The organism is Streptomyces yatensis, from assembly GCF_018069625.1.
Lineage (GTDB): Bacteria > Actinomycetota > Actinomycetes > Streptomycetales > Streptomycetaceae > Streptomyces > Streptomyces yatensis.
Map to the genome: position 1 here is coordinate 2,840,794 of NZ_CP072941.1, position 20,882 is coordinate 2,861,675.

Sequence of the window (20,882 nt, forward strand, 5' to 3'; positions counted from 1 at the left end):
CGCTCCCTGGCTCAGCTGAGGTACTGACAGGTGTCGCGGATGAGGAACTGGCCGTGCCCGGCACGCCCGGTGTATTCGCGCCGGTCGATGACGGGGACACCGCGCGACAGTACGGTCTCGACCTGCCCGGTGATCCGCTTGCCCTCGTACGCCGAATAGTCGACGTCCATGTGGTGGGTCTCGGCGGACAGGGTCTGCTGGGCCGCCGGATCGTAGACGACGATGTCGGCGTCGGTCCCGGGCGCGATGGTGCCCTTCCGCGGATAGAGGCCGAACATCCTGGCCGGGGTGGCGCAGGCGATCTCGATCCAGCGGCGGCGGGAGATATGGCCGTCCACCACGGCCTGGTGGAGCAGGTCCATCCGGTGCTCCACGCCCGGCATCCCATTGGGGATCTTGGAGAAGTCGCCCCGGCCCAGCTCCTTCTGCCCGGTGAAGCAGAACGGGCAGTGGTCGGTGGAGACCACCTGGAGGTCGTTGGTCCGCAGCCCCCGCCAGAGCGCGGCCTGGTGCTCGACGGGCCGAAGCGGTGTGGAGCAGACGTACTTGGCGCCCTCGAAGTCCGGCTCGGCGAGGTTGTCCGTGGACAGGAACAGATACTGCGGACAGGTCTCGCCGAACACCGGAAGCCCCAGGTCACGCGCCTGTGTCAGCTCCGCGAGGGCCTCCTGGGCCGACACATGGACGACATACAGCGGGGCGCCGGCCACCCGGGCGAGCTGGATGGCGCGATGGGTGGCCTCCGACTCCAGCAGCGCCTTACGGACCTCACCGTGGTAGCGGGGGTCGGTCCTGCCCTCGGCCAGGGCCTGTTCCACCAGGACGTCGATGGCGATGCCGTTCTCGGCGTGCATCATGATCAGCCCGGCGTTGGCGGAGGCGCGCTGCATGGCCCGCAGGATCTGCCCGTCGTCGCTGTAGAAGACCCCCGGGTAGGCCATGAACAGCTTGAAGCTGGTCACGCCCTCCCCCACCAGGAGGTCCATCTCCTTGAGCGCGCTCTCGTTCACATCGGAGAGGATCATGTGGAAGCCGTAGTCGATGGCGCAGTTGCCGCGCGCCTTGAGGTGCCAGGCGTCCAGCCCCTCGCGCAGGGTGTGGCCCACCGTCTGGATGGCGAAGTCCACGATGGTGGTGGTGCCGCCCCAGGCCGCCGCCCGGGTGCCGGTCTCGAAGGTGTCGGAGGCGAAGGTGCCGCCGAACGGCATCTCCATATGGGTGTGGCCGTCGACCCCGCCCGGGATGACGTACTTGCCGGTGGCGTCGATCGTACGGTCGGCCGTCCAGCCCTGGGCGTACGCGCTGCCGGACGAGGCGAGGGCGGCGACCTTCCCGTCCTCGACCAGCACATCGGCCAGGGTCTCCTCGGCGGCGGTGATGACCAGCCCGCCGCGGATCACGGTACGGGACATCAGCTCACGCTCCTTCCGGACCGGGTGGTCTTCAGAGCGGCCTCGAGGATCTCCGCGCCCTCCTCGGCCTCCGCCACGGTGAGGCTGAGGGGCGGGGCGATCCGCAGCACGCTGCTGTTGTGTCCGCCGCCCTTGCCGATGAGCAGCCCGCCCTCCCGGGCGGCCTCAAGAACGGCGGACGCGCCCTCGGGATACGGGTCGCCGGTGCCCGGTTCGACCAGCTCGATGCCGATCATCAGCCCCCGGCCGCGGACCTCGCGCACGGTGTCCAGACCGGCGCAGGCGGCGCGCAGCCGCTCGATCAGCAGCCCGCCGACCCGGCGGGCGTTGCCCTGCAGATCGTGTTCGACCAGGTGGGTGAGGTTGGCCAGACCGGCGGCCATGGTGATGGGGCTGCCGCCGAAGGTGGAGATGGAGTTGGCGCCCAGGCAGTTCATGACCTCGGCGCGGGCCACGACACCGCCGATCGACATGCCGTTGCCGATGCCCTTGGCGAAGGTGAGGATGTCGGGCGGCCCGGAGCGGTCGTGTGCCTGCCAGCCCCAGAAGTGGTCGCCGGTGCGGCCCCAGCCGGTCTGCACCTCATCGGTGATCCACAGAATGCCGTGCCGGTCGAGCACCTCGCGGAAGGCGGCGAACAGCCCGTCGGGCGGGGAGGTGAAGCCGCCGACGCCCTGGATCGGCTCGGCGATCAGCGCGGCGACATTGCCGTGCGCCTGGCCGAGGACGTCCTCGAGATCGGCCACGCACGCCTTGATGTACTCCCCGTCGGACAGCCCGGCGAACGGCCCCCGGGTGCGCACCCCGCCATGGACGTACAGCGTCTGCAGCGGGGACAGGCTGGTCGGCGACCAGCCGCGGTTGCCGGTGATGCCGACGGCCGAGAAGGAACGGCCGTGGTAGCTGTTGCGCATCGCCAGGATCTGGTTGGAGCGGCGGTAGGTGGTGGCGAGCAGCAGGGCCGTGTCATTGGCCTCGGTGCCGGAGGTGGTGAAGAAGACCCGCGCGTCCGGGATGCCGGACAGCGTGGCCACCCGCTCGGCCAGGTCGACCATGGGCCGGTCGAGGTAGAGCGTGGAGGTGTGCAGGATCCGGCCCGCCTGCTCGCTGATGGCCTTGGTGACCTCGGGGAGGGCGTGCGCGGTCATGGTGGTGAGGATGCCGCCGAAGAAGTCGAGGTAGCGGTTGCCCTCGGCGTCCCAGACGTGGCGGCCCTCGCCGTGGGTGATCTCGATGGGGCGCTGGTAGTAGACGGCGAGCCAGTCGGGGAGCACGGCCTGGTGCCGTGTGTAGAGGGCCGCGTGCGGACCGCGGTCGGCATCGGTGCTGCTGCTCATGGCTTCACCAGCCCCTCGTAGGCGTCTGGGCGCCGGTCGCGGTAGAACGCCCACTGCTGCCGCACCTCGTCGATCAGGCCGAAATCGAGGTCGCGGACGATCAGCTCCTCCTCCTTGTCACTGGCCACGTCGCCGACGAACTGGCCGCGCGGATCGACGAAGTAGCTGGTGCCGTAGAAGTCGTTGTCGCCGTACTCCTCGGTGCCGACGCGGTTGATCGCGGCGATGAAGTACTCGTTGGCGACGGCCGCGGCGGGCTGCTCCAGCTGCCAGAGGTAGGCCGACAGCCCGCGGGAGGTGGCCGAGGGGTTGTAGACCAGCTGCGCCCCCGCCAGGCCCAGCGCGCGCCAGCCCTCGGGGAAGTGGCGGTCGTAGCAGATGTACACCCCGACCCTGCCCACGGCGGTGTCGAACACCGGCCAGCCCACGTTTCCCGGCTTGAAGTAGTACTTCTCCCAGAACCCCTTGACCTGCGGGATGTGGTGCTTGCGGTACTTGCCCAGGTAGCTGCCGTCGGCGTCGATCACGGCCGCGGTGTTGTAGTAGAAGCCCGACTGCTCGACCTCGAAGACCGGCACCACGATCACCATGCCGGTCTCCCGCGCCAGCTCCCGCATCCGCCGCACGGTCGGCCCATCCGGCACCGGCTCCGCCCACCGGTAGTGCTCCGCCTCCTGCACCTGGCAGAAGTAGGGCGCGTTGAACACCTCCTGGAAGCCGATCACCTTGGCGCCCTGCGCGGCCGCCTGCCGGGCGTACTCCTCATGCTTCGCGATCATCGATTCGGTATCGCCGGTCCAGGTGGCCTGGACGAGAGCGGCACGTACGAGGTTGGCCATGATCAGCTCCTCAACCTGTGTCTACGCACGTAGAATCCGGCTGTGAAGAACGTAAGAGCGCACTGACCACTCTGGCAATACCGCCGCCGTTACTCAACGAAGACGATCACGTTTCCTGTTTTGTCGGGTCGCGGGGTGGTGGGCGGCGGGTGGTGGGTGGGGCCCCTCGGGGCAGGGGCCGGTGGGACGGTGCGGGATTCGTCTCGCGCCTTCGGCGCAATTGAGCAGCGGCGGCGGAAGTGGGGGCCGCGGGCCGCGTCGCCGACCGCCGGGCCGGAGGGAGCGAGCGCCGGTGACGGCACCTGCGCCCGGGAGCTGAGGCAGATGCCGGACTGCCGGGGCGGGGACCTCCGGGGAATCAGCCGCAGGCCGCCGCTCCCGTGGTCCGAGGCTGTGACCCATCCGGGCTAACGGCCCCTCCGGGTACCCCCCGAAAAAACGCTTGATCTGAAGCAACTAATTTGTCAAACAATTTCAAGAGGGGTACCCCCAACCCCCGCCCGGCTGCCCGGCACCGACCCCCGCCCTCCCCGACCAGCGGAGCCGCCACCGGCGCCCACACCCACCGGCCCGGCACCCGGCAGCGGGGCCGCGCCCCCACCACCGCCGCCGCTGCTCAAATGCGCCGAAGGCGCGAAACGGCGCCGCACCCAACCACGCCGACCAGCCCGAACGAGCCACCACCCGAGACCACGTCCACGCCCACACCCACACCCACGCCCAGGCTCAGGCTCAGGCTCAGGCCAGACCGGGTACGCCCGGCAGCCCCGCAGCGCGCAACGCATGGGCGAGATCGTGGTGACTGCTGGAGGACACACCGGCGGCGGCGTCGAGCAGCAGGGGCACCAACGTGGCGGGGTCCTCCGCCGCCGCCCGTGCCGCCTCCTCCGGCGTACGGGCCCGTACCAGCGCCTCCAGCAGAAACGCCGCCCTGCTGGGGGCGCCCGCCGCGAGGAGTGCCTGGGCGGTGTGGGCCACCTCGGGGGCGGGGCGCGAGACGCTCTGCCGTAACAGCCGCTCGCCATCGGCCTCACGGTCGGCCGCGACCAGCGCCTCGGTGGCTGCGGCGAGCCGTGGGGGCGGCAGACACGCCATCTCCCACAGCAGCGTGGACACATCGGCCCCGAGTCCGGCGCGCTCCAGCTCCTCCGCGAGGACGGGCAGCCGTGGGGCGGGCCAGGCGGCGGCCTCGTAGAGCACGACATGGGCCTCGCCGGAGCGGCCCGCCGCCCGGAGTCGGGCGAGCCGCGCGACGGCCTCCTGGGCGGCACGTCGCGCGGCGGCGCGCTCCGCCGCCTCGCGGGCGAGCCGCCGCCCATCGTCCGCCGCCTTGTCCCGCTTACGGCGCTTGCCGCCGCCGTCGCCGTCGTCGTACGCCCCGGCGAACCGAGCACCACGCGGAGTCGCGGGGACCGCCGTTCCGCTCTCCGCCGAAGGCGGGGCAGGTGGAACCGGCGTCGGCGCCGCCGTACCCCCGCCTCCGGCCCCGGCAAACCTGGCCCCGCGCGGCCGAGGTCGCACGGGCGCAGGAGCGGGAGCAGACACAGCAGGCGCGAGCTCCCCGCCCGGCGCGGGGGGCCCGAAAGACTCATCCGCGCGCGAACCCACACCGGGCGCGGAGGCACCCGCAGGAGTGCCCGGTGATGTGAGCCCTACCGCCGGGGTCGCCACCGCAGCCTCCGCAGCGGTGCGGTACCCGGCCTCCGAAGCCGTCGAGCGCGGCGTCACTTCACTCTCCTCGACCCCGGCAAACCGCGGCCCGGGCGGCGCGGGGCCAGGGGCAGGCGCGAACGCTGTCGACGCGGGCCCCGAGCCCTGCGCGGCGGGCTCGACAGACGCGTCCCTGTCCGGCCCCGCAGCGGACGCGAAAGCACCCACGGAGGTGCCCGGCGGCCTGGCACCCGGCGGCGGGGGCAACGGCCGGGGCGCCAGGCCGGACGCGGTCGGTGTGGGCCCCGTCTGGGCCGACGGCCGGGGCGCCGGGGCGGGCGCGGTTGGCGTGGGCCCCGCCGTCGGGGGCACGGCGGCGGCAGGGGTCCCTGGCTCCGGGGTCGGTGGCCGGGAGGGGCTGGGTGTCAGGGCGGCGAGGCGGGCATGGAGTTCTTCGGTGCGGGCCGTCGCGCGACGCCAGTCGTCGTGGGCCCAGGCCAGCTCCGCGCCGAGGCGTTCGCGATCGGCCGCGCCCTCGGCGGCGGATATCGCCGCCTGGAGGTCGCGCTCGCGATGGGCGGCGTTCCGCTGTTCGCGGAGCATGCCGTCCAGGCGGGCCTGGAGCGCATCGCGGCTGCCGGGTCCCGCGTCGTGGGCCGCGACCGAGGCACGGTAGAGGGTCGCGGCGCGGGCTGCCGCCTCCTGGGCGGCATCGGCGCCGCGCTGGGTGGAGAGATCCTGCAGCAGGGACTGGACGACATCCCACGGCGGCACCTCGAGGCCGTCCAGACAGGCCCGCAGTCCCTCGGGGTCGCGCAGGGCGAAGACGCCGTACCAGCCCGTCCCCGCGTCCAGCCACCTCGTCAGCGCCCGCAGATATCTCGCGAACTCCTCGACCTCGGCCGGGAGTTGCCCGCTCGCCATGGCCTCCCCTCCCCTCCCCCTCGGGCCCCCTCGACCCCCTCGGACGATGCACGACCCAAGGCCACGCATTCGACACCCTGCGTGTTACGGAATCGGGTACGGCTGCGCTACAAGCGCTTTTCCTGCTCCGCACACAACAGGCAAACTTGCAAGTTTATCTGTCCAACTCCTAGGGTGAGGGCATGGCCACGTCTGATCACCCGCCCACCGAGCCCGCCCTCGGGCCAGAAACCGGGCCCCGGCCAGAAACCGGGCCTCGGCCAGAAACCGGGTCCCGCCCGGATCCCGGCCCGCGGGCCGAGGAGCGCATCGCCGTCGACCTCGCCGCGGTCGTCAGCCAGCTGATGCGCCGTATGCGGGCGGCCTCCTCGCAGGGGGCGCTCACCCCCTCCCAGCGCGCGGTCATCAGCCGGCTCTACACCGAGGGGCCGACCACCACCGCCGCGCTGGCCCGCGCCGAGCTGGTGCGGCCGCAGTCGATGCGCATGATCCTGGCCGCGCTGGAGGAACAGACGCTGGTGGAGCGGGCCCCGCATCCCACCGACGGACGGCAGGTGGTCTTCTCGATCACCGAGCGGGGGCATGAGGCGATCACATCCGTACGGCAGGCCAAGCAGAGCTGGCTGCTCGACGCGATCGACACCCGCCTGGACGCCGATGAGCGCAGCACCCTCGCCGAGGCCACCGAACTGCTCAAGCGGCTGGTCCAGGAATGACCGACACCGCGGGCAAGCCCGCCATACCGCCGGGGGCCGGGACGGCGGACGCGAGCCCCGTCCCGGGCGCACCAGCCGGCCCCGGCGACACCGCCGACCCCTTCGGCCCCCGGCTGATGGCCCCGCTGCTCATCGGCTCGGTCCTCAACCCCGTCAACTCCACGATGATCGCCACCGGGCTGGTGGCCATCGGCCATGACTTCGGTGTCGGCGCCGCCCAGACCGCCTGGCTGGTCGCCTCCCTCTACCTCGCCAGCGCCGTGGGGCAGCCCGCGATGGGGCGGCTCGCCGATCTGCTCGGACCGCGCCGGATCTTCCTCTGGGGGCTGCTCGTGGTATGCGCCGCGGGGCTGGTGGGCGCGCTGGCGCCCGCGTTCGGCTGGCTGATCGCCTCGCGGGTGCTGCTCGGCATCGGTACGTCCGCGGCGTACCCCGCGGCGATGGCGCTGCTGCGGGCCCAATCCGTCGCCACCGGGCGCGAGACACCGCGCCCGGTGCTCGGCCGGCTCTCGCTCGCCGCGCTCGGCAGCGCGGCGGTCGGACCGGTGCTGGGCGGGGTGCTCACCGCGACGGCCGGATGGCGGGCGATCTTCGCGGTCAATGTGCCACTCGCCCTCCTCGGCATCGCCCTCGCGCTGCTCTGGCTCCCCAGGACCCGGATGGCGAGCGCGGACGGCACAGAGAGCACGGACGCCGGGGCACGGACGGCGGGCGCGGCCTTCGATCCGCTGGGGATCGCGCTGTTCACCGGCACCCTCACCACCCTCATGATCTTCCTGATGGACCTGGAGCGGCCCCATTGGGCGCTGCTGCCCGTCGTCCTGGTCCTCGCGGCGGCCCTGACCTGGTGGCAGCTGCGCCGGCCCCGCCCCTTCATCGATCTGCGGATGATCGGCCGCAACCGCTCCCTCGCCCTCACCTACCTCCGCCACGGCACCGCGTACCTGGTCATCTACATGGTCATGTACGGCTACGCGCAGTGGCTGGAGGAGGGACACGGCTACTCCGCCTCCCGCGCCGGTCTGATCATGCTGCCCATGTCGGGCGCGGCCGCCGTGTGCTCACTGCTCGGCGCCCGTACGAAGGGCATCTACGCACCGCTCGTCCTCGCGGCCGTCCTGCTCGCCGCGGGGAGCGGGGTGCTGCTGCTGGCCGACGAGTCCACCCCGCTGCTCGCGCTGCTGCTGGCCGCGGTCCTCTTCGGGCTGCCGCAGGGCCTGTCCTCGACGGGTAACCAGGCGGCCGTCTACACCCAGGCCCCGCGCGAGAGCGTCGGCGCGGCGGCCGGGCTGCAGCGCACCTCGCAGTACCTCGGCGCGATCACCGCCGCCGGGCTGATCGGGCTCTTCTACGGACAGCGGGCGACCGCCGCCGGGCTGCACGGCATCGCCATGGTGGCGGGTGCGCTCAGCCTCGCGGTGCTGCTGCTGACCGCCACCGACCGGGCCCTGCGCGCCCGCGGCCGTACCCGCACCTGACCACCCCCCTTTCCCCATACGACCAGACCCACTTTCCCCATACGACCAGACCCACAAGGCCCACCGGCCCACCGGCCCACCGGCCCACCCCCAGGAGGCACCATGTCCGCCACCACGCTCGACCTGAACACCGCCCTGGTCCTCGTCGACCTCCAGAAGGGCATCGCCGGACTGCCCACCGTCCACCCCACCGCCGAGGTCATCGAGCGCGGGGCCCGGCTGGCCGCCGCGTTCCGCAAGCGCGGACTGCCGGTCGTCCTCGTCCGGGTCGTGGCCGGGGCGCCGGGCCGCACCGAGGCGCAGGGGGGTGGCGGGGGCGGGCAGTTCCCGGCCGACTTCGCCGACCTCGTGCCGGAACTCGGCCGCGAGGACGGCGACATCGTGGTCACCAAGCACACCTGGGGCGCCTTCCACGGCACCGACCTCGACCTCCAGCTGCGCCGCCGCGGGGTGACCCAGGTGGTGCTCGGCGGCATCGCCACCAGCATCGGTGTGGAGTCCACGGCCCGGGGCGCCTACGCGCACGGGTACCACGTGACCCTGGCGACGGACGCCATGACCGACATGGACGCCGAGGCGCACCGCAACAGCGTCGAGAAGATCTTCCCCCGGCTCGGGGAGACCGACTCCACCGACGCGATCATCGGCCTGCTCGGCTGAGAAGCTGCTGCGCCGAGAAGCTGCTGCGCCGAGAAGCCGCGGAGCCAGAGCCTGGGCGGCGGGCTCTGGCATCGCACCAGAGCCCGCCGACCCACCGCGCCACCGCGCCACCGCGCCGGATCAGCGCTTCGGGCTGACCACCATCGCCGAGCCGCCGCCCCGCCGTTCCGTCTCGGCCGCCGCCAGCCACCGTCCGCCGGACAGCCGCTGCACACCGGTGGCCGCCCCGATCTCGGGGTTCTGCTTGAAGGAGTGGCCGAGCGCCTCCAGCTTGGCGCGCTCCGGGCCGTTCCACAGCCCCGGTTCCAGCTCCGTCTGGGCCGCGTTGCGCTGGCTGGCGCGCGGTGCGGCGATCGCGTCGACCAGCGGCATGCCCCGGTCGAGGTGGTTCAGCAGGGTCTGCAGCACGGTGGTGATGATGGTCGCCCCGCCCGGGGAGCCCAGCGCCAGCACCGGCTTGTGGCCGTCCAGCACGATCGTCGGCGACATGGACGAGCGCGGCCGCTTCCCCGGGCCCGGCAGGTTCGGGTCGTGGACGGCGGGGTCGGCGGGCGCGAAGGAGAAGTCGGTCAGCTCGTTGTTGAGCAGGAAGCCGCGGCCGGGGACGGTCATCCCGCTGCCGCCGGTCTGCTCGATGGTGAGGGTGTAGGCCACGACATTGCCCCACTTGTCGGCGACCGTGAGGTGCGTGGTGTTCTCGCCCTCGTACGTGGTCGGGGCGGCGTGGCCGCGGGTGTCGCAGGAGCCGGGCGCGGACGGGTTGTTCGGGTCGCCGGGCGGCACGGGGCTCTTGAGCACCGCGTCGTCCTTGATCAGGCAGGCCCGGGAGTCGGCGAACCGCTGTGAGGTGAGCCCCTTGGTGGGGACGTCCTCGGCGGCGGGGTCGCCCACCCAGCGTCCCCGGTCGGCGAAGGCGATCCGGCTGGCCTCGATATAGCGGTGCAGATACTCGAGGTCGCTGAGCTTGGAGAGGTCGGTCTTCTCCAGGATGTTGAGCGCCTCGGCGACGCTGGTCCCGCCGGAGGACGAGGGCGCCATGCCGTACACGTCCAGACCGCGGTAGGCGGTCCGGGTCGGGGCCTGCCGCTTCGTTCCATAGGCCCGCAGATCCTCGGCCGTCAGATCGCCCGCGCGCACGACGCGCTGCGCCTTCGGGTCGACGGGCGGCTTGCGCACGGTGTCGACGATGTCGCGGCCCAGCTCGCCCTTGTAGACGGCGCCGACGCCCTTCTTGGCCAGCAGCGCGTACGTACGGGCGAGGTCGGGGTTGCGGAAGGTCGAGCCGACCTTCGGGAGCTCGCCGCCGGGCAGGAAGAGCTTGGCGGTGGCCGGGAAGTCCTTGAAGCGGGCCTGGTTGTCGGCGGTCTGCTGCCGGAAGGTGCTGTCGACGGTGAATCCGTCGCGGGCCAGCCGCTCGGCAGGCCTGAGCACCTGCCCCAGCGAGCGGGTGCCCCAGTCCTTCAGGGCGTCGTTCCAGGTGGCGGGGGTGCCGGGGGTGCCGACGCTCAGCCCGCTGGTGACGGCGTCGGCGAACGGCAGCGGTTTGCCGTCCTTGCCGAGGAAGAGCTTCTGGTCCGCGCTGCGGGGCGCGGTCTCGCGGCCGTCGAGCGTGGAGACCTTGTGCCGCTTGGCGTCGTAGTAGACGAAGTAACCACCGCCGCCGACACCGGCCGAGTACGGCTCGGTGACCCCGAGCGCGGCGGCGGTCGCCACCGCCGCGTCCACCGCGTTGCCCCCGTGCCGCAGCACGTCGATCCCGGCCGCCGAGGCGTCGGCGTCCACGCTGGAGACCGCGCCGCCGTAGCCGACGGCCACGGGCGTCTTGGCGGGAGCCGGTTTCGCGGTGCCGTCCTGTTCCTGCCCGGCGGCACCGGCCGGGACGACGCCCAGCACGGCGACCATTCCGGCCGCGGCCGCCAGCGCGGGCAGTCGGCGCCGGACGGCCGCCGCGGCGGAGGCGCGCGTGGTGGACGTGGTTGACGATGCGGCTGGTCGTACGGCGTGCCCCATCCGTGACCTCCAAGCGAAACGACAGGGAGCGGAGCCTACCCGCGAGCCTCATGCCCACGACAGGGGTAGATCGCCGATCCGTCCCGCCATCCGTACATGTGTCCGTTCCCGCGTTCGTTCACCCGTACGCTCGAACGCGTACCCGATCGGCCGCTACGATGCGCGGCCATGACAGACACCCTGCAGGACCTGATCGCCTCCGCGGCGGCCCTGATCGTGGGCCTGGCCGCCGGCTGGGCCGTGCACTCGGCGTTCGGGCGCCGCAAGCGCGCCCGCGAGCAGCGCTTCTTCGGTCTGCCGGACGGTTCGGAGTGCGTGCTGGTCACCCATCGGGACAGCACCTCGGCCCACTGGAGCATCCCCCGCCATGACGCGCTCGCGCTGCTCGGTCTCGCGTCGATCGTGGAGAACTGCGGAGCGCATACCGAGGTCGCCCCGCATGACACGGGGCTGCAGGGCTTCGGCGCGCGCACCGAGTTCTGCGTCGGCGATCCGACCGCGCACCGCAGGCTCGCCGCCCATATGACCAATCTACTGCCGGGCGTCACCGCGCACCCGGGGGACGACTCCGGCACGGACCGGGGGATGTTCACCATCGCCGGTACGCACTACCGCCCGGAGCCGGGCACGGTCGAGTATGTGCTGCTGGCCCGGCTGACGGCGGGCGACGAGAGCCGGCCGGTCTTCCTGGCGGCAGGTCAGCGTCCGGTCACCCATCGCGCCGCCGTCCGCCACCTCGTCCGCAACCGCGCCAAGCTGGCCCGTAAGTACGGCGCCCAGGGCTCCTTCTGCCTGCTGCTGAAGGTGGTCAACTCCCAGGCGTACGGCCCGGATCTGGTGGAACTGGTCGCGGATGTGACCAAGCCGGCGACCACCTCGGCGGGCCCCCGCGCCGCCGCGAAGGCGGCCGCGAAGGACGACTGAGCCGGCCCGGAGCCACCGGCTCAGCCGCGGACCCGGCCGAACAGGCGCGCCCCGCCCATCAGGCACAGCGCCGCCAGGGCCAGGGTGACGGCCGCCCCGACGGCGACCGTGGTGTTGGCGTAGTGCCCCAGGAAGACCTGGCGCACCGCGTCGACCGTGTAGCGGAACGGCACCGCGCGCGAGGCGCCCTGCAGCCATCCGGGCGCCAGGGTCATCGGCAGCAGCAGGCCGGAGAGCAGCATCAGCGGCATGGCCGCCGTGTTGGCGATGGCGGCGAACTCCGGGGCTGTGCGGACGTTCATGGCCAGCCCGTAGGAGAGCGCGGACAGGGCCGCCGCGAGCACGGCCACGAACAGCAGGCCGAGCAGCACACCGGGGAGCGGGGCGCGCAGCCCGAAGGCCAGGCCGAGCAGCACCAGCAGCACCGACTGGGCCACCAGCTGGACGACATCGCGCAGGGTGCGGCCGAGCAGCAGCGCCAGCGGGCTGACCGGGGTGACCCGCATCCGGTCCAGAACGCCGAAGTTGCGGTCCATCAGCAGTCCGAGTCCGACGTACGACCCGCCGAGCAGGGCGAGCTGGACGAGCACACCGGGGACCAGCGTCTGCCAGGACGATCCGCTGACGCCCATGTCGAGTCCGGTCAGCAGCGGGCCGAAGAGGGCGAGCAGGAGCAGTGGCTGCAGCATCCCGAAGAAGAGATTGGTCTTCGAGCGAAGCGTCGAGCGCAGACAGCGGCCGAAGACGATGCCGGTATGGGCGAGAAGAGTCATGAGAGGGCCTTGGGTGGTCGGGTACGGCGTCGGATTGCTCGGAGGGCTCAGGGGCTCAGAGGGATCAGGGGGCTCGGAGGGAGGCTCGGAGGGATCAGAGGGCTCAGCTAGCTCGATGGCTCAGATGGCGAGCGGTTCATCGGCCGTGGACCGGCCGGTGATGGCGAGGAAGGCGTCCTGGAGGCTGGCGGCCGGATCGCCCGCGTAGCGGCTCTTGAGCTCGGCGGAGGTGCCCTCGGCGACGATCCGCCCGGCGTCCACGACCACGATCCGGTCGGCGAGCGCATCGGCCTCGTCCAGGTAGTGGGTGGTGAGGAAGACCGTGGTGCCGTGCTCGGCGCGGACGCGCCGCACCAGGTCCCACAGCTCGGCCCGGCTGCCGGGGTCGAGACCGGTGGTGGGCTCGTCGAGGAAGAGCACCTCGGGCCGGTTGACCAGGCCCAGCGCGATCTCCACGCGGCGGCGCTGACCGCCGGAGAGGGCCGCGGTCGGGCGGTCCATGAGCCCCGACAGACCCAGCTCACCGGCGAGTTCATCGGCGCGCCCGGCCGCCTCGCCCCGGGACATCAGATGCAAGCGGCCCTGGGTGACCAGTTCCTCGCGTACGGAGCAGGCGGGGTCCAGGCCGCCCGACTGGGCCACAGAGCCGATCCGCCGCCGCACACCCGCCGGATCGCGGAGCAGATCGCGCCCGGCGATCTCGGCCTCGCCTCCGCTGGGCGGCAGCAGGGTGGTGAGCATGCGCAGGGTCGTGGTCTTACCGGCCCCGTTGGGGCCCAGGAAGCCGAGGATCTCGCCGCGGCCGACGGTCAGATCGATACCGCGGACGGCGTGCACGGGGCCGCTGCCCAGCGAGAAGGTCCGGGTGAGGCCGCGAACGCGGATGACGGATGAGGACATGCCATCGATCACAGCACAACGCGCACCAAACTTGCAATCGACTTAAAGTTGAGAGGCGAGCGCAAGTTTGCAACGGGCTACACTGACGGGCATGAGCGAAGGACTGCGGGAACGGCACAAGCGCCGTACGCGCCGGCGGATCGCGGACGTGGCCACCGGCCTGTTCCTGGAGCGGGGCTTCGACCGGGTCACGGTCGCGGAGGTCGCCGCGGCCGCGGAGGTGTCCGTCAACACCGTCTACAACTACTTCCCGGCCAAGGAGGATCTGGTCCTGCCGCCCGACCAGGCGTCCCCGCGGCGGATCGCCGACATCGTGCGCGAGCGCCCGCCCGGCCGGTCCGCCGCGCAGGCGGTGCTGGACCGGCTGCGCGAGGAGGTGGCGCGCCGCGATCGCTCGCTGGGGCTGACCGAGGGCTTCGGCCCGTTCTTCGCGATGATGCGGGCCGCTCCCACGCTGGTCGCCCGGCTGGAGGAGCTCGGCCACCGGATGAACGACGAACTGGCCGCCGTGCTCGCCGAGGAGACCGGCACGGCGCCGGAGGATCCGCTGCCGCGTGTGGTGGCCGCCCAGATCAGCGGCTATCACTCACTCATCTTCGGCGAGATCGGCCGGCGTGTGACGGCAGGCGAGCGCCCCGACGCCATCGCCGAGGCCGTGACCGAACTCCTCGACGCCATCGAGGAGATGCTCGGCGCGCCGATGCTCGGCTACGCCGTACGGGAGGAGCGACCGTGTTCCGAGTGACCATCCGCGGGGCCTTCGAGGAGCTGGGCGAGGACGATCGTGAGGCGCTGCGCGGCGCGGTCGGCTCCTTCCAGGTGGGCTTCACCGAGGCGGGCACCTTCACCTGCGACCAGAGCCTTTCAGCGTTCACCTTCCGCTGCCAGGTGCCGGCACAGGAGCCGGACGACGGCGAGCACGAGGCGACCGAGCGTGCCATCGCGGCACTGACCGCCCATGGTTACCCCCATCGGATCCTCCGGGTCGGGGTGACGGACATGCGGAACATCAAGATCCGCCGCAACCGCCGCGGGGCGGGCGGCACGTAGCGCAGTGCCGGGTCCGGTTCCGGATCACCCTGGGGCCTGGGGCCGAGTCGTGGGCGGTGGACGCGATCCCGCGCGAGCGGCGCCATGGGGCGTCCGGCGGACCGCGCGGCAGCTTGATCGCGGTCGGAACACCGGCGCAGTGGATGACCGGGCGGACGCCCGCGCCCATCCGGGGCGGCAGGCCCGGGGTCTGGGGCGGAGCCCCAATCGAGGGAAGGGGCGGGAGGGGAACAGCCCGCCGCAGGCGCCGCGACCCGTCGGACACCCCCTGAGCACGGGGGCCGGGCCCAACTCGGGGCGGGCCCAACCCGGGGCCGACGCCCCGCCCGGCGCCGGGGCTCGTCGCAAGGCCAAAGCCCGGCGACCGGCAGGGGGCTTGCGCTCGGGCGGAATTCCACCGGAGCGGGGCCGGACCCTTGCGGATCCGGCCCCCGGATAGCGCCCCGGGCCGGGCCGGCCCCGGCAGCCGACCACGGCCTCTATCGTTACCCAGGCGTAACTTACCGCGCTATTACCGCCGGTAAACCCCCGAGTTACCGTCAGGTCACCAGCACCGGTGCTCCCCTGCCCCCACGGCACCCCCACCAGGAGCCACAGTGACCCCTGCCCGCAAAGCCCTGCGCCCCACGATGGCCGCCGCCGTCTCGGTGACCGTCCTGGCCGGCACGGCCTTCGGCCTCGCCCCCTCCGTCCAGGCCGCGGCACCGGCCCCGGCCGCCGCCACGTCCTCCGCCGCCTCCGCCTCGGGCGTCTCCTCCTCGGAAGTCTCCTCCTCGGGCGTCTCCTCCTCAGGCGTCTCCATACGGTTCGTCGACATCCCCGGCGACGGCGGCACCAAGCTGGCCGCCAACGTCGTGGCCCCCGCGGACGCCGACGCCTCCCGCCGTCTGCCCCTCGTCGTCCTGCCCACCAGCTGGTCCCTCCCCCAGGTCGAATACCTCGCCCAGGCCAAGAAGCTCGCCGAAGCCGGCTACGTGGTGCTCACCTACAACTCCCGCGGCTTCTGGCAGTCCGGCGGGCGGATCGAGACGGCCGGGCCGCCCGATATCGCCGACGCGTCCAAGGTCATCGACTGGGCGCTGGCCAACACCCCCGCCGATCCCGACCACATCGGCATGGCCGGGCTCTCCTACGGCGCCGGGATCAGCCTGCTCGCGGCCGGTGCCGATCCGCGGATCAAGGCCGTGGTGGCCATGAGCGGCTGGGCGGATCTGGTCGGCTCGATCTACAGCGGCCGCACCCAGCACGCCCAGGCCGCCGGGCTGCTCGCCGGAGCCGGGGAGCTGACCGGCCGGCCCAGCGATGAACTCCGGCAGATCCTGGACGACTTCTTCTCCTCCAACCTCGCCAAGGAACCGGAGCTGATCGCCTGGGGCAAGAAGCGGTCCCCCGCCGCCCAGCTCGACCGGATCAACGCCAATGGCGCGGCCATCATGCTGGGCAACTCCTGGGGCGACTCGATCTTCCCGCCCAACAGTTACGCCGACTTCTTCGAGAAGCTGACCGGCCCCAAGCGGCTGGAGCTGCGGCCCGGCGACCACGCCACCGCCGAGCTCACCGGGCTGCTCGGACTGCCCAACGCCACCTGGAGCCACGCCCGGCAATGGCTCGACCGCTACCTCAAGGGCGAGCGCAACGGCATCGACACACAGGCGCCGGTGCAGCTGATGTCCCGTACCGCGCACGGCGACGACTACGAGGGCTACCCCAGCTGGTCGGCCGTCCCCTCCGAGCGGCGCCGCGTCCCGCTCGCCACCACCGAGAAGATCACCGCCAATCACGACTCCGGCGCCAACGCCGGAACGGTGCTGCTGGGCGGCGCGCTCGACCAGTTCCTGAAGGTCCCGCCGCTGGCCTCGATCCCGCTGCTGCCCCGGTCCCGAGCGGCCGTCTGGCAGACCGGAACCTCCGCGCGCGAGCAGCGCGTCCGCGGCACCGTGAAGCTCCACACCACCGTGACCAGCGACCGCTCCGACGGTACGGCGGTCGCGTATCTCTACGACGTGGGTCCGCTGGGCGTCGGCAAGCTCATCACCAACGCCCCGGTCACCTTCCATGACCGCACGCCCGGCACGCCGTTCGGAGTGGACCTGGAGCTGTTCTCCACGGCGTACGACGTCCCGGCGGGCCATCGGCTGGCGCTGGTCGTCGACACCGTCGACCCGCTCTATATCGAGCACAACCCCGACGGCGCCCATCTCACCTTCTCGTCCCCGGCCGCCGACCCGTCCTACCTCACGGTCCCGGTCCGCGACTGAGGCGACTCGAGCGACGCAAGCCGTCCGGCCGCCCCGGCTCAGCCGCGGGTGTCCCCCGGCATCGGGGCGGCCGGTTCGGCGGCGGCGACCTCCACCTGGCGGGTCTTCACGCTGCGCCGCTCTCGCTTGGCCACCCAGTTGGCGAACCACGACAGCAGCATGCACATCCCGATGTAGATGGGGGAGATCACCATGACCACCGGGATGAACGGCAGATCGTAGTCGAGATTGGACGCGATCAGCTTTCCGGCGTGCAGGAACTCCTCATAGGTGATGAGGAAGCCGAGCGAGGTGTCCTTAAGGGCCACCACCAGCTGGCTGATGATGGCCGGCAGCATCGCCCGTACCCCCTGCGGCACCAGCACGGACGCCATGACCTGGGTCTTCCGCAGGCCGAGCGAGTACGCCGCCTCGCGCTGGCCGCGGTCCACCGAGTTCACCCCCGCCCGGAACACCTCGGCCAGCACCGAGCCGTTGTACAGCGTCAGCCCGGTGACCAGGGCGGGCAGCGGCTGGACCTTCAGCGCCACGAAGACGAAGAAGATCATCACCAGGACGGGCATCGCCCGGAAGAACTCCACCAGCAGCGTGGCCACCCAGCGCACCGGGCGATGCTCGGAGAGCCGCCCGGCGGCGAGCACTCCGCCGAGGGCGAGCGAGAGGACCGCCGCGATGCCGAACGCCTTGAGGGTGCCCGCGAGCCCGTTCAGCAGCAGCTCCTGGATGCCCTTGTACTCGAACGGCATCCACTTGCGGTAGCTGAACTGGCCGGTGTGGATGAGGAGGTAGATGATCCAGCCGAGCAGGGCCAGCAGCACGGCCGTCCCGGCCAGCGCGTAGATCCGGTGCCGGCGCCGGGTGTGGGGACCGGGGACGTCGTAGAGGGCCGTGGTCGAGGGGGCGGTCATCGCTGCACTCCCCAGTGCCGCTCCAGCAGGGAGAAGATCGCGCTGATGGCGAGCGTGATGATCAGATACCCGGCGGCGATCCAGACGAAGGACCAGATGATGCTGTAGCCGCGCTCATTGAGGGGTTTGTAGGTGCCGAGGAGTTCGGTGACGCTGAACGACCCGGCGATGGCCGAGTTCTTGGCGAGCGCGATCAGGGTCGATCCGATCGGCGGGATGACCGAGCGGAACGCCTGCGGCAGCACCACCGCGCTCAGCGTCTGGTCGAACGTCATGCCCAGGCTGCGGGCCGCCTCGCCCTGCCCCACCGGCACCGTGTTGATGCCCGCGCGCACCGCCTCGCAGATGAACGCCGAGGTGTAGCAGCCGAGCGCGATCACCGCGAAAACGGTGAACGGCAGCACCAGACCGAAGCGCGGCAGCCCCAGCATCACCGCGAAGAACAGCAGCGTCAGCGGGGTGTTGCGGAGCACCGTCACCCAGGCGGTACCGAAGGCGCGCAGCGAGGCGACCGGCGCCACCCGGAAGGCGGCCATCAGGATGCCGAGCGCGAGGGCGAGCAGCGAGGCGTAGACGGTCAGCTCCACGGTGCCGAGGAAGCCCTTGCCGTAGAGCGAGAAGTTCTGGGTGAGCACGTCCATGGGAAGGCCTTCAGCCGGTGCGGTAGCGGTCGATGGGGGGCGGCTTGGGGGCGGGCACACCGGAGAGGCCGAGGGTCGCCTCGTACGCCTTCCTCCAGTCGCCGTTGCGCTCATGGACCTGGATGGCGTCGTCCAGCGCGAAGCGCAGCGCGTTGTCCCGCTTAGGCACACCGATGCCGTACGGCTCCTTGGAGAAGGGCCGGCCCACCACCTTCAGCTCCTCGGGGGCCTTGGCCGCGTAGCCGAGCAGGATGGTGTTGTCGGTGGTCACCGCGTCCACCTGGAAGCTGAGCAGATTGTCCACGCATACCGAGTAGGTGTCGTACGCGACCGCGTGGGCCTTGGGGTAGTCGCTCTCGATGCGCTGCAGCGGGGTCGAGCCGGCCACCGAGCAGACCGTCCGGCCCGCGAGGTCGGCGGGGCCGTGGATGTCGTCCTCGTCGGTGCGCACCAGCAGCGACTGTCCGGCCATGAAGTACGGCCCGGCGAAGCCGACCAGCCGTTTGCGCAGCGGATTGATGGTGTAGGTGCCGACGTAGAAGTCGATCTGGCCGCTCTGCAGCGCGGTCTCGCGGTTGGCGGAGGCGATGGTCTGGAACCGGATGGTCTTCGGGGCGAAGCCGAGGGAGGCGGACATCATGCGGGCGATCTCGATGTCGAAACCCGAGTAGCGGCCGGTGGCCGGGTCCCGCTCGCCCAGATAGGGCTGGTCCTCCTTGACCCCGACGGTGAGATGGCCGCGGCGCTCGGCCCGGCGCCAGGTGGGCGAGGAGGGCAGCCGGAAGCCGGTCGCCACCTTGTAGGTGGGCAGCTTCTCGGCGCGGGGTCCCTTGGCGGGCGGGCTGCCCTCCTTGCCGCAGCCGGCCATGAGCAGCAGGGCCAGGGCCGTTGCGAGGGCGGCGGTCGCGCGGCGCAGACGCGTCATCTCCGTCATCACCGGCTCAGTGCTTGAGGATCTTGGACAGGAAGTCCCTGGCCCGCTCGCTCTCCGGGGACCTGAAGAACTCCTCCGGCGGACGGTCCTCGACGATCCGGCCGTCGGCCATGAAGACCACCCGGTTCGCGGCGGAGCGGGCGAAGCCCATCTCATGGGTGACGACGACCATCGTCATCCCTTCCTGGGCGAGCTGGCGCATCACCTCCAGCACCTCATTGATCATCTCCGGGTCGAGGGCGGAGGTGGGCTCGTCGAAGAGCATCACCTGCGGATCCATCGCCAGCGCGCGGGCGATGGCCACCCGCTGCTGCTGGCCGCCGGAGAGCTGGGCGGGGAACTTCCCGGCCTGGTCGGCGAGTCCCACCCGGTCCAGCAGCTCCAGGGCGCGCCGCTCGGCGTCCTGCTTCCCGCGGCGGCGGACCTTGGTCTGACCGAGCATCACATTGGCCGCCACGGTCCGGTGGGCGAAGAGGTTGAACGACTGGAAGACCATGCCGACCTCGGCCCGCAGCCGCGCCAGCTCCTTGCCCTCCTCGGGCAGCGGCCGGCCGTCGACGACGATGGAGCCGGACTGGACGGTCTCCAGCCGGTTGATAGTCCGGATCAGGGTGGACTTGCCGCCGCCGGAGGGGCCGATGATCACGACCACTTCGCCGCGTCCGACGGTGAGCTCGATGTCCCGCAGAACGTGCAGCGCGCCGAAGTGCTTGTTGACGCCGCGCAGCTCGATCAACGGCTCGCCGACGGCCATACTCGGCCCCACCCACCTTCCGCTGTGTCCCGGTCAGCGCAAGCTATCCGGGCAATCGCGGAGCATCGGGCACGGACACGCATCGATGGGCGGATACCGCCCGACAGGGTCTACGGGGCCGCCGCCGGGGCTCCGCCCCGGACCCCGCTCCTCAAACTCCCCCAGCTACCGCTGGGAGGTGCCCCCTGGAGGGGCTGGTCATCCCGCTATGCCTCGGCCACCTCGGCGTAGCGCCGGGAGAGTTCGGGGGCGCCGTCGGCGGCCCACTGCTGGCCGGCCTCCACGACGTCGACCTCCCGGCCCGAGGCCAGCAGCACGACGGGCCGGCCGTTGGGCCACACCTGCCAGACGGCCCCGGGGACGGTGCGGACGATGACCGTGCCGAGGTAGAGACCGGCGTCGTTGCCGAGCCAGGGGAGTTCGTCCGGGTCGTCGCGCCAGCGCGGCGCCATCTGGTCGAGCGCCTCCAGGGAGGCTGTCGAGTCATCAAGTCCGATGCCCGCGGCCGCGGCCCGCGCGCGCAGCAGCTCGCATTCGGAGAGCAGTTGGGCGACGCCCTGGGGGTCCTCCTCCTGGGCGCCCATCAGGGCCGCGCCCGAGGCGGGGCCGCGTCGCTTGCGCCAGTTGCCCAAGAAGGAGATGTTCATACGACTCAGCGTGGCATCCGCGCCACCGGCGCACCACAGGGCGCGCGGTGTGAGCTGTGACCCGATG

The 20,882-nt window shown here is 72.0% G+C and carries 19 protein-coding genes; 7 read left to right on the forward strand and 12 right to left on the reverse strand.

All coding sequences use genetic code 11. The annotated features are described in order from the left end of the window. Positions 1–11: 11 nt before the first annotated feature. The 4 genes from hydA to J8403_RS11400 form a co-directional block, all read right to left on the reverse strand. The gene (gene hydA, locus J8403_RS11385) at positions 12–1,415 is read right to left on the reverse strand and encodes a dihydropyrimidinase (protein ID WP_211128192.1); all 1,404 of its coding nucleotides are present in this window, start codon (positions 1,413–1,415) and stop codon (positions 12–14) included. Then, positions 1,412–2,749: an aspartate aminotransferase family protein gene (locus J8403_RS11390; RefSeq protein ID WP_211123090.1), complete on the reverse strand. Its 1,338-nt coding sequence runs from the start codon at positions 2,747–2,749 to the stop codon at positions 1,412–1,414. The genes hydA and J8403_RS11390 overlap by 4 nt, the downstream gene beginning before the upstream one ends. Continuing rightward, the gene (locus J8403_RS11395) at positions 2,746–3,588 is read right to left on the reverse strand and encodes a nitrilase-related carbon-nitrogen hydrolase (protein ID WP_211123091.1); all 843 of its coding nucleotides are present in this window, start codon (positions 3,586–3,588) and stop codon (positions 2,746–2,748) included. The genes J8403_RS11390 and J8403_RS11395 overlap by 4 nt, the downstream gene beginning before the upstream one ends. 738 nt (positions 3,589–4,326) lie before the next feature. After that, positions 4,327–6,162, reverse strand: a complete 1,836-nt coding sequence (locus J8403_RS11400; RefSeq protein ID WP_211123092.1) for a hypothetical protein — start codon at positions 6,160–6,162, stop codon at positions 4,327–4,329. 182 nt (positions 6,163–6,344) lie between these two features. On the opposite strand from J8403_RS11400, the gene J8403_RS11405 reads away from it, so the two are divergent. The 3 genes from J8403_RS11405 to J8403_RS11415 all read left to right on the forward strand — a co-directional run bounded on the left by J8403_RS11405 (position 6,345) and on the right by J8403_RS11415 (position 9,016). Beyond that, a complete protein-coding gene (locus J8403_RS11405) occupies positions 6,345–6,878 on the forward strand; it encodes a MarR family winged helix-turn-helix transcriptional regulator (protein WP_211123093.1) in 534 nt (177 codons plus the stop codon). Further along, on the forward strand, positions 6,875–8,356 hold the full coding sequence (locus tag J8403_RS11410; RefSeq protein ID WP_211123094.1) for an MFS transporter: 1,482 nt from the start codon (positions 6,875–6,877) through the stop codon (positions 8,354–8,356). Before J8403_RS11405 ends, J8403_RS11410 begins: the two co-directional genes overlap by 4 nt. 102 nt (positions 8,357–8,458) lie before the next feature. Further along, positions 8,459–9,016, forward strand: coding sequence for an isochorismatase family protein (locus J8403_RS11415; protein ID WP_211123095.1), 558 nt, complete (start codon positions 8,459–8,461; stop codon positions 9,014–9,016). A 120-nt stretch (positions 9,017–9,136) separates the two neighbouring features. On the opposite strand, the gene ggt is transcribed toward J8403_RS11415, so the two are convergent. Continuing rightward, positions 9,137–10,918: a gamma-glutamyltransferase gene (ggt, locus tag J8403_RS11420; protein ID WP_211128193.1), complete on the reverse strand. Its 1,782-nt coding sequence runs from the start codon at positions 10,916–10,918 to the stop codon at positions 9,137–9,139. A 276-nt stretch (positions 10,919–11,194) separates the two neighbouring features. Here ggt and J8403_RS11425 point away from each other — a divergent pair, with 276 nt between their 5' ends. Then, a complete protein-coding gene (locus tag J8403_RS11425) occupies positions 11,195–11,950 on the forward strand; it encodes a hypothetical protein (RefSeq protein WP_211123096.1) in 756 nt (251 codons plus the stop codon). A gap of 20 nt (positions 11,951–11,970) precedes the next feature. On the opposite strand, the gene J8403_RS11430 is transcribed toward J8403_RS11425, so the two are convergent. Further along, positions 11,971–12,723, reverse strand: a complete 753-nt coding sequence (locus J8403_RS11430) for an ABC transporter permease (RefSeq protein ID WP_211123097.1) — start codon at positions 12,721–12,723, stop codon at positions 11,971–11,973. 120 nt (positions 12,724–12,843) lie between these two features. After that, a complete protein-coding gene (locus tag J8403_RS11435) occupies positions 12,844–13,623 on the reverse strand; it encodes an ABC transporter ATP-binding protein (protein ID WP_211123098.1) in 780 nt (259 codons plus the stop codon). Between the two features lie 91 nt (positions 13,624–13,714). On the opposite strand from J8403_RS11435, the gene J8403_RS11440 reads away from it, so the two are divergent. The 3 genes from J8403_RS11440 (at position 13,715) to J8403_RS11450 (ending at position 16,931) form a co-directional block, all read left to right on the forward strand. Further along, positions 13,715–14,368 carry a TetR family transcriptional regulator gene (locus tag J8403_RS11440; RefSeq protein WP_211123099.1) on the forward strand — a complete coding sequence of 218 codons (654 nt, stop codon included), beginning with the start codon at positions 13,715–13,717 and terminating at the stop codon, positions 14,366–14,368. Further along, positions 14,356–14,673, forward strand: coding sequence for a DUF6204 family protein (locus J8403_RS11445; protein WP_211123100.1), 318 nt, complete (start codon positions 14,356–14,358; stop codon positions 14,671–14,673). Before J8403_RS11440 ends, J8403_RS11445 begins: the two co-directional genes overlap by 13 nt. A gap of 596 nt (positions 14,674–15,269) precedes the next feature. Continuing rightward, the gene (locus tag J8403_RS11450) at positions 15,270–16,931 is read left to right on the forward strand and encodes an alpha/beta fold hydrolase (RefSeq protein ID WP_425519777.1); all 1,662 of its coding nucleotides are present in this window, start codon (positions 15,270–15,272) and stop codon (positions 16,929–16,931) included. A 38-nt stretch (positions 16,932–16,969) separates the two neighbouring features. Here the strand turns inward: J8403_RS11450 and J8403_RS11455 are convergent, their stop codons facing one another. The 5 genes from J8403_RS11455 to J8403_RS11475 all read right to left on the reverse strand — a co-directional run bounded on the left by J8403_RS11455 (position 16,970) and on the right by J8403_RS11475 (position 20,815). Then, positions 16,970–17,839 (reverse strand): amino acid ABC transporter permease, encoded by an 870-nt coding sequence (locus J8403_RS11455; protein ID WP_211123101.1) that lies wholly within the window; start codon positions 17,837–17,839, stop codon positions 16,970–16,972. Then, the gene (locus tag J8403_RS11460) at positions 17,836–18,480 is read right to left on the reverse strand and encodes an amino acid ABC transporter permease (protein ID WP_211123102.1); all 645 of its coding nucleotides are present in this window, start codon (positions 18,478–18,480) and stop codon (positions 17,836–17,838) included. The genes J8403_RS11455 and J8403_RS11460 overlap by 4 nt, the downstream gene beginning before the upstream one ends. Before the next feature lie 10 nt (positions 18,481–18,490). Then, on the reverse strand, positions 18,491–19,405 hold the full coding sequence (locus tag J8403_RS11465) for a glutamate ABC transporter substrate-binding protein (RefSeq protein WP_211128195.1): 915 nt from the start codon (positions 19,403–19,405) through the stop codon (positions 18,491–18,493). Positions 19,406–19,421: 16 nt separating this feature from the next. Beyond that, positions 19,422–20,168: an amino acid ABC transporter ATP-binding protein gene (locus J8403_RS11470; protein WP_281427916.1), complete on the reverse strand. Its 747-nt coding sequence runs from the start codon at positions 20,166–20,168 to the stop codon at positions 19,422–19,424. 206 nt (positions 20,169–20,374) lie between these two features. Further along, positions 20,375–20,815: a DUF6278 family protein gene (locus J8403_RS11475; protein WP_211123103.1), complete on the reverse strand. Its 441-nt coding sequence runs from the start codon at positions 20,813–20,815 to the stop codon at positions 20,375–20,377. Between the last annotated feature and the right edge of the window lie 67 nt (positions 20,816–20,882).

Bases quoted from the DNA above. Each gene is read 5' to 3' on its own strand.
- J8403_RS11390 (WP_211123090.1), bottom strand. From the start codon at position 2,749: ATGAGCAGCAGCACCGATGCCGACCGCGGTCCGCACGCGGCCCTCTAC.
- J8403_RS11395 (WP_211123091.1), bottom strand. From the start codon at position 3,588: ATGGCCAACCTCGTACGTGCCGCTCTCGTCCAGGCCACCTGGACCGGC.
- J8403_RS11400 (WP_211123092.1), bottom strand. From the start codon at position 6,162: ATGGCGAGCGGGCAACTCCCGGCCGAGGTCGAGGAGTTCGCGAGATAT.
- J8403_RS11405 (WP_211123093.1), top strand. From the start codon at position 6,345: ATGGCCACGTCTGATCACCCGCCCACCGAGCCCGCCCTCGGGCCAGAA.
- J8403_RS11410 (WP_211123094.1), top strand. From the start codon at position 6,875: ATGACCGACACCGCGGGCAAGCCCGCCATACCGCCGGGGGCCGGGACG.
- J8403_RS11415 (WP_211123095.1), top strand. From the start codon at position 8,459: ATGTCCGCCACCACGCTCGACCTGAACACCGCCCTGGTCCTCGTCGAC.
- ggt (WP_211128193.1), bottom strand. From the start codon at position 10,918: ATGGTCGCCGTGCTGGGCGTCGTCCCGGCCGGTGCCGCCGGGCAGGAA.
- J8403_RS11425 (WP_211123096.1), top strand. From the start codon at position 11,195: ATGACAGACACCCTGCAGGACCTGATCGCCTCCGCGGCGGCCCTGATC.
- J8403_RS11430 (WP_211123097.1), bottom strand. From the start codon at position 12,723: ATGACTCTTCTCGCCCATACCGGCATCGTCTTCGGCCGCTGTCTGCGC.
- J8403_RS11435 (WP_211123098.1), bottom strand. From the start codon at position 13,623: ATGTCCTCATCCGTCATCCGCGTTCGCGGCCTCACCCGGACCTTCTCG.
- J8403_RS11440 (WP_211123099.1), top strand. From the start codon at position 13,715: ATGAGCGAAGGACTGCGGGAACGGCACAAGCGCCGTACGCGCCGGCGG.
- J8403_RS11455 (WP_211123101.1), bottom strand. From the start codon at position 17,839: ATGACCGCCCCCTCGACCACGGCCCTCTACGACGTCCCCGGTCCCCAC.
- J8403_RS11460 (WP_211123102.1), bottom strand. From the start codon at position 18,480: ATGGACGTGCTCACCCAGAACTTCTCGCTCTACGGCAAGGGCTTCCTC.
- J8403_RS11465 (WP_211128195.1), bottom strand. From the start codon at position 19,405: ATGACGCGTCTGCGCCGCGCGACCGCCGCCCTCGCAACGGCCCTGGCC.
- J8403_RS11470 (WP_281427916.1), bottom strand. From the start codon at position 20,168: ATGGCCGTCGGCGAGCCGTTGATCGAGCTGCGCGGCGTCAACAAGCAC.
- J8403_RS11475 (WP_211123103.1), bottom strand. From the start codon at position 20,815: ATGAACATCTCCTTCTTGGGCAACTGGCGCAAGCGACGCGGCCCCGCC.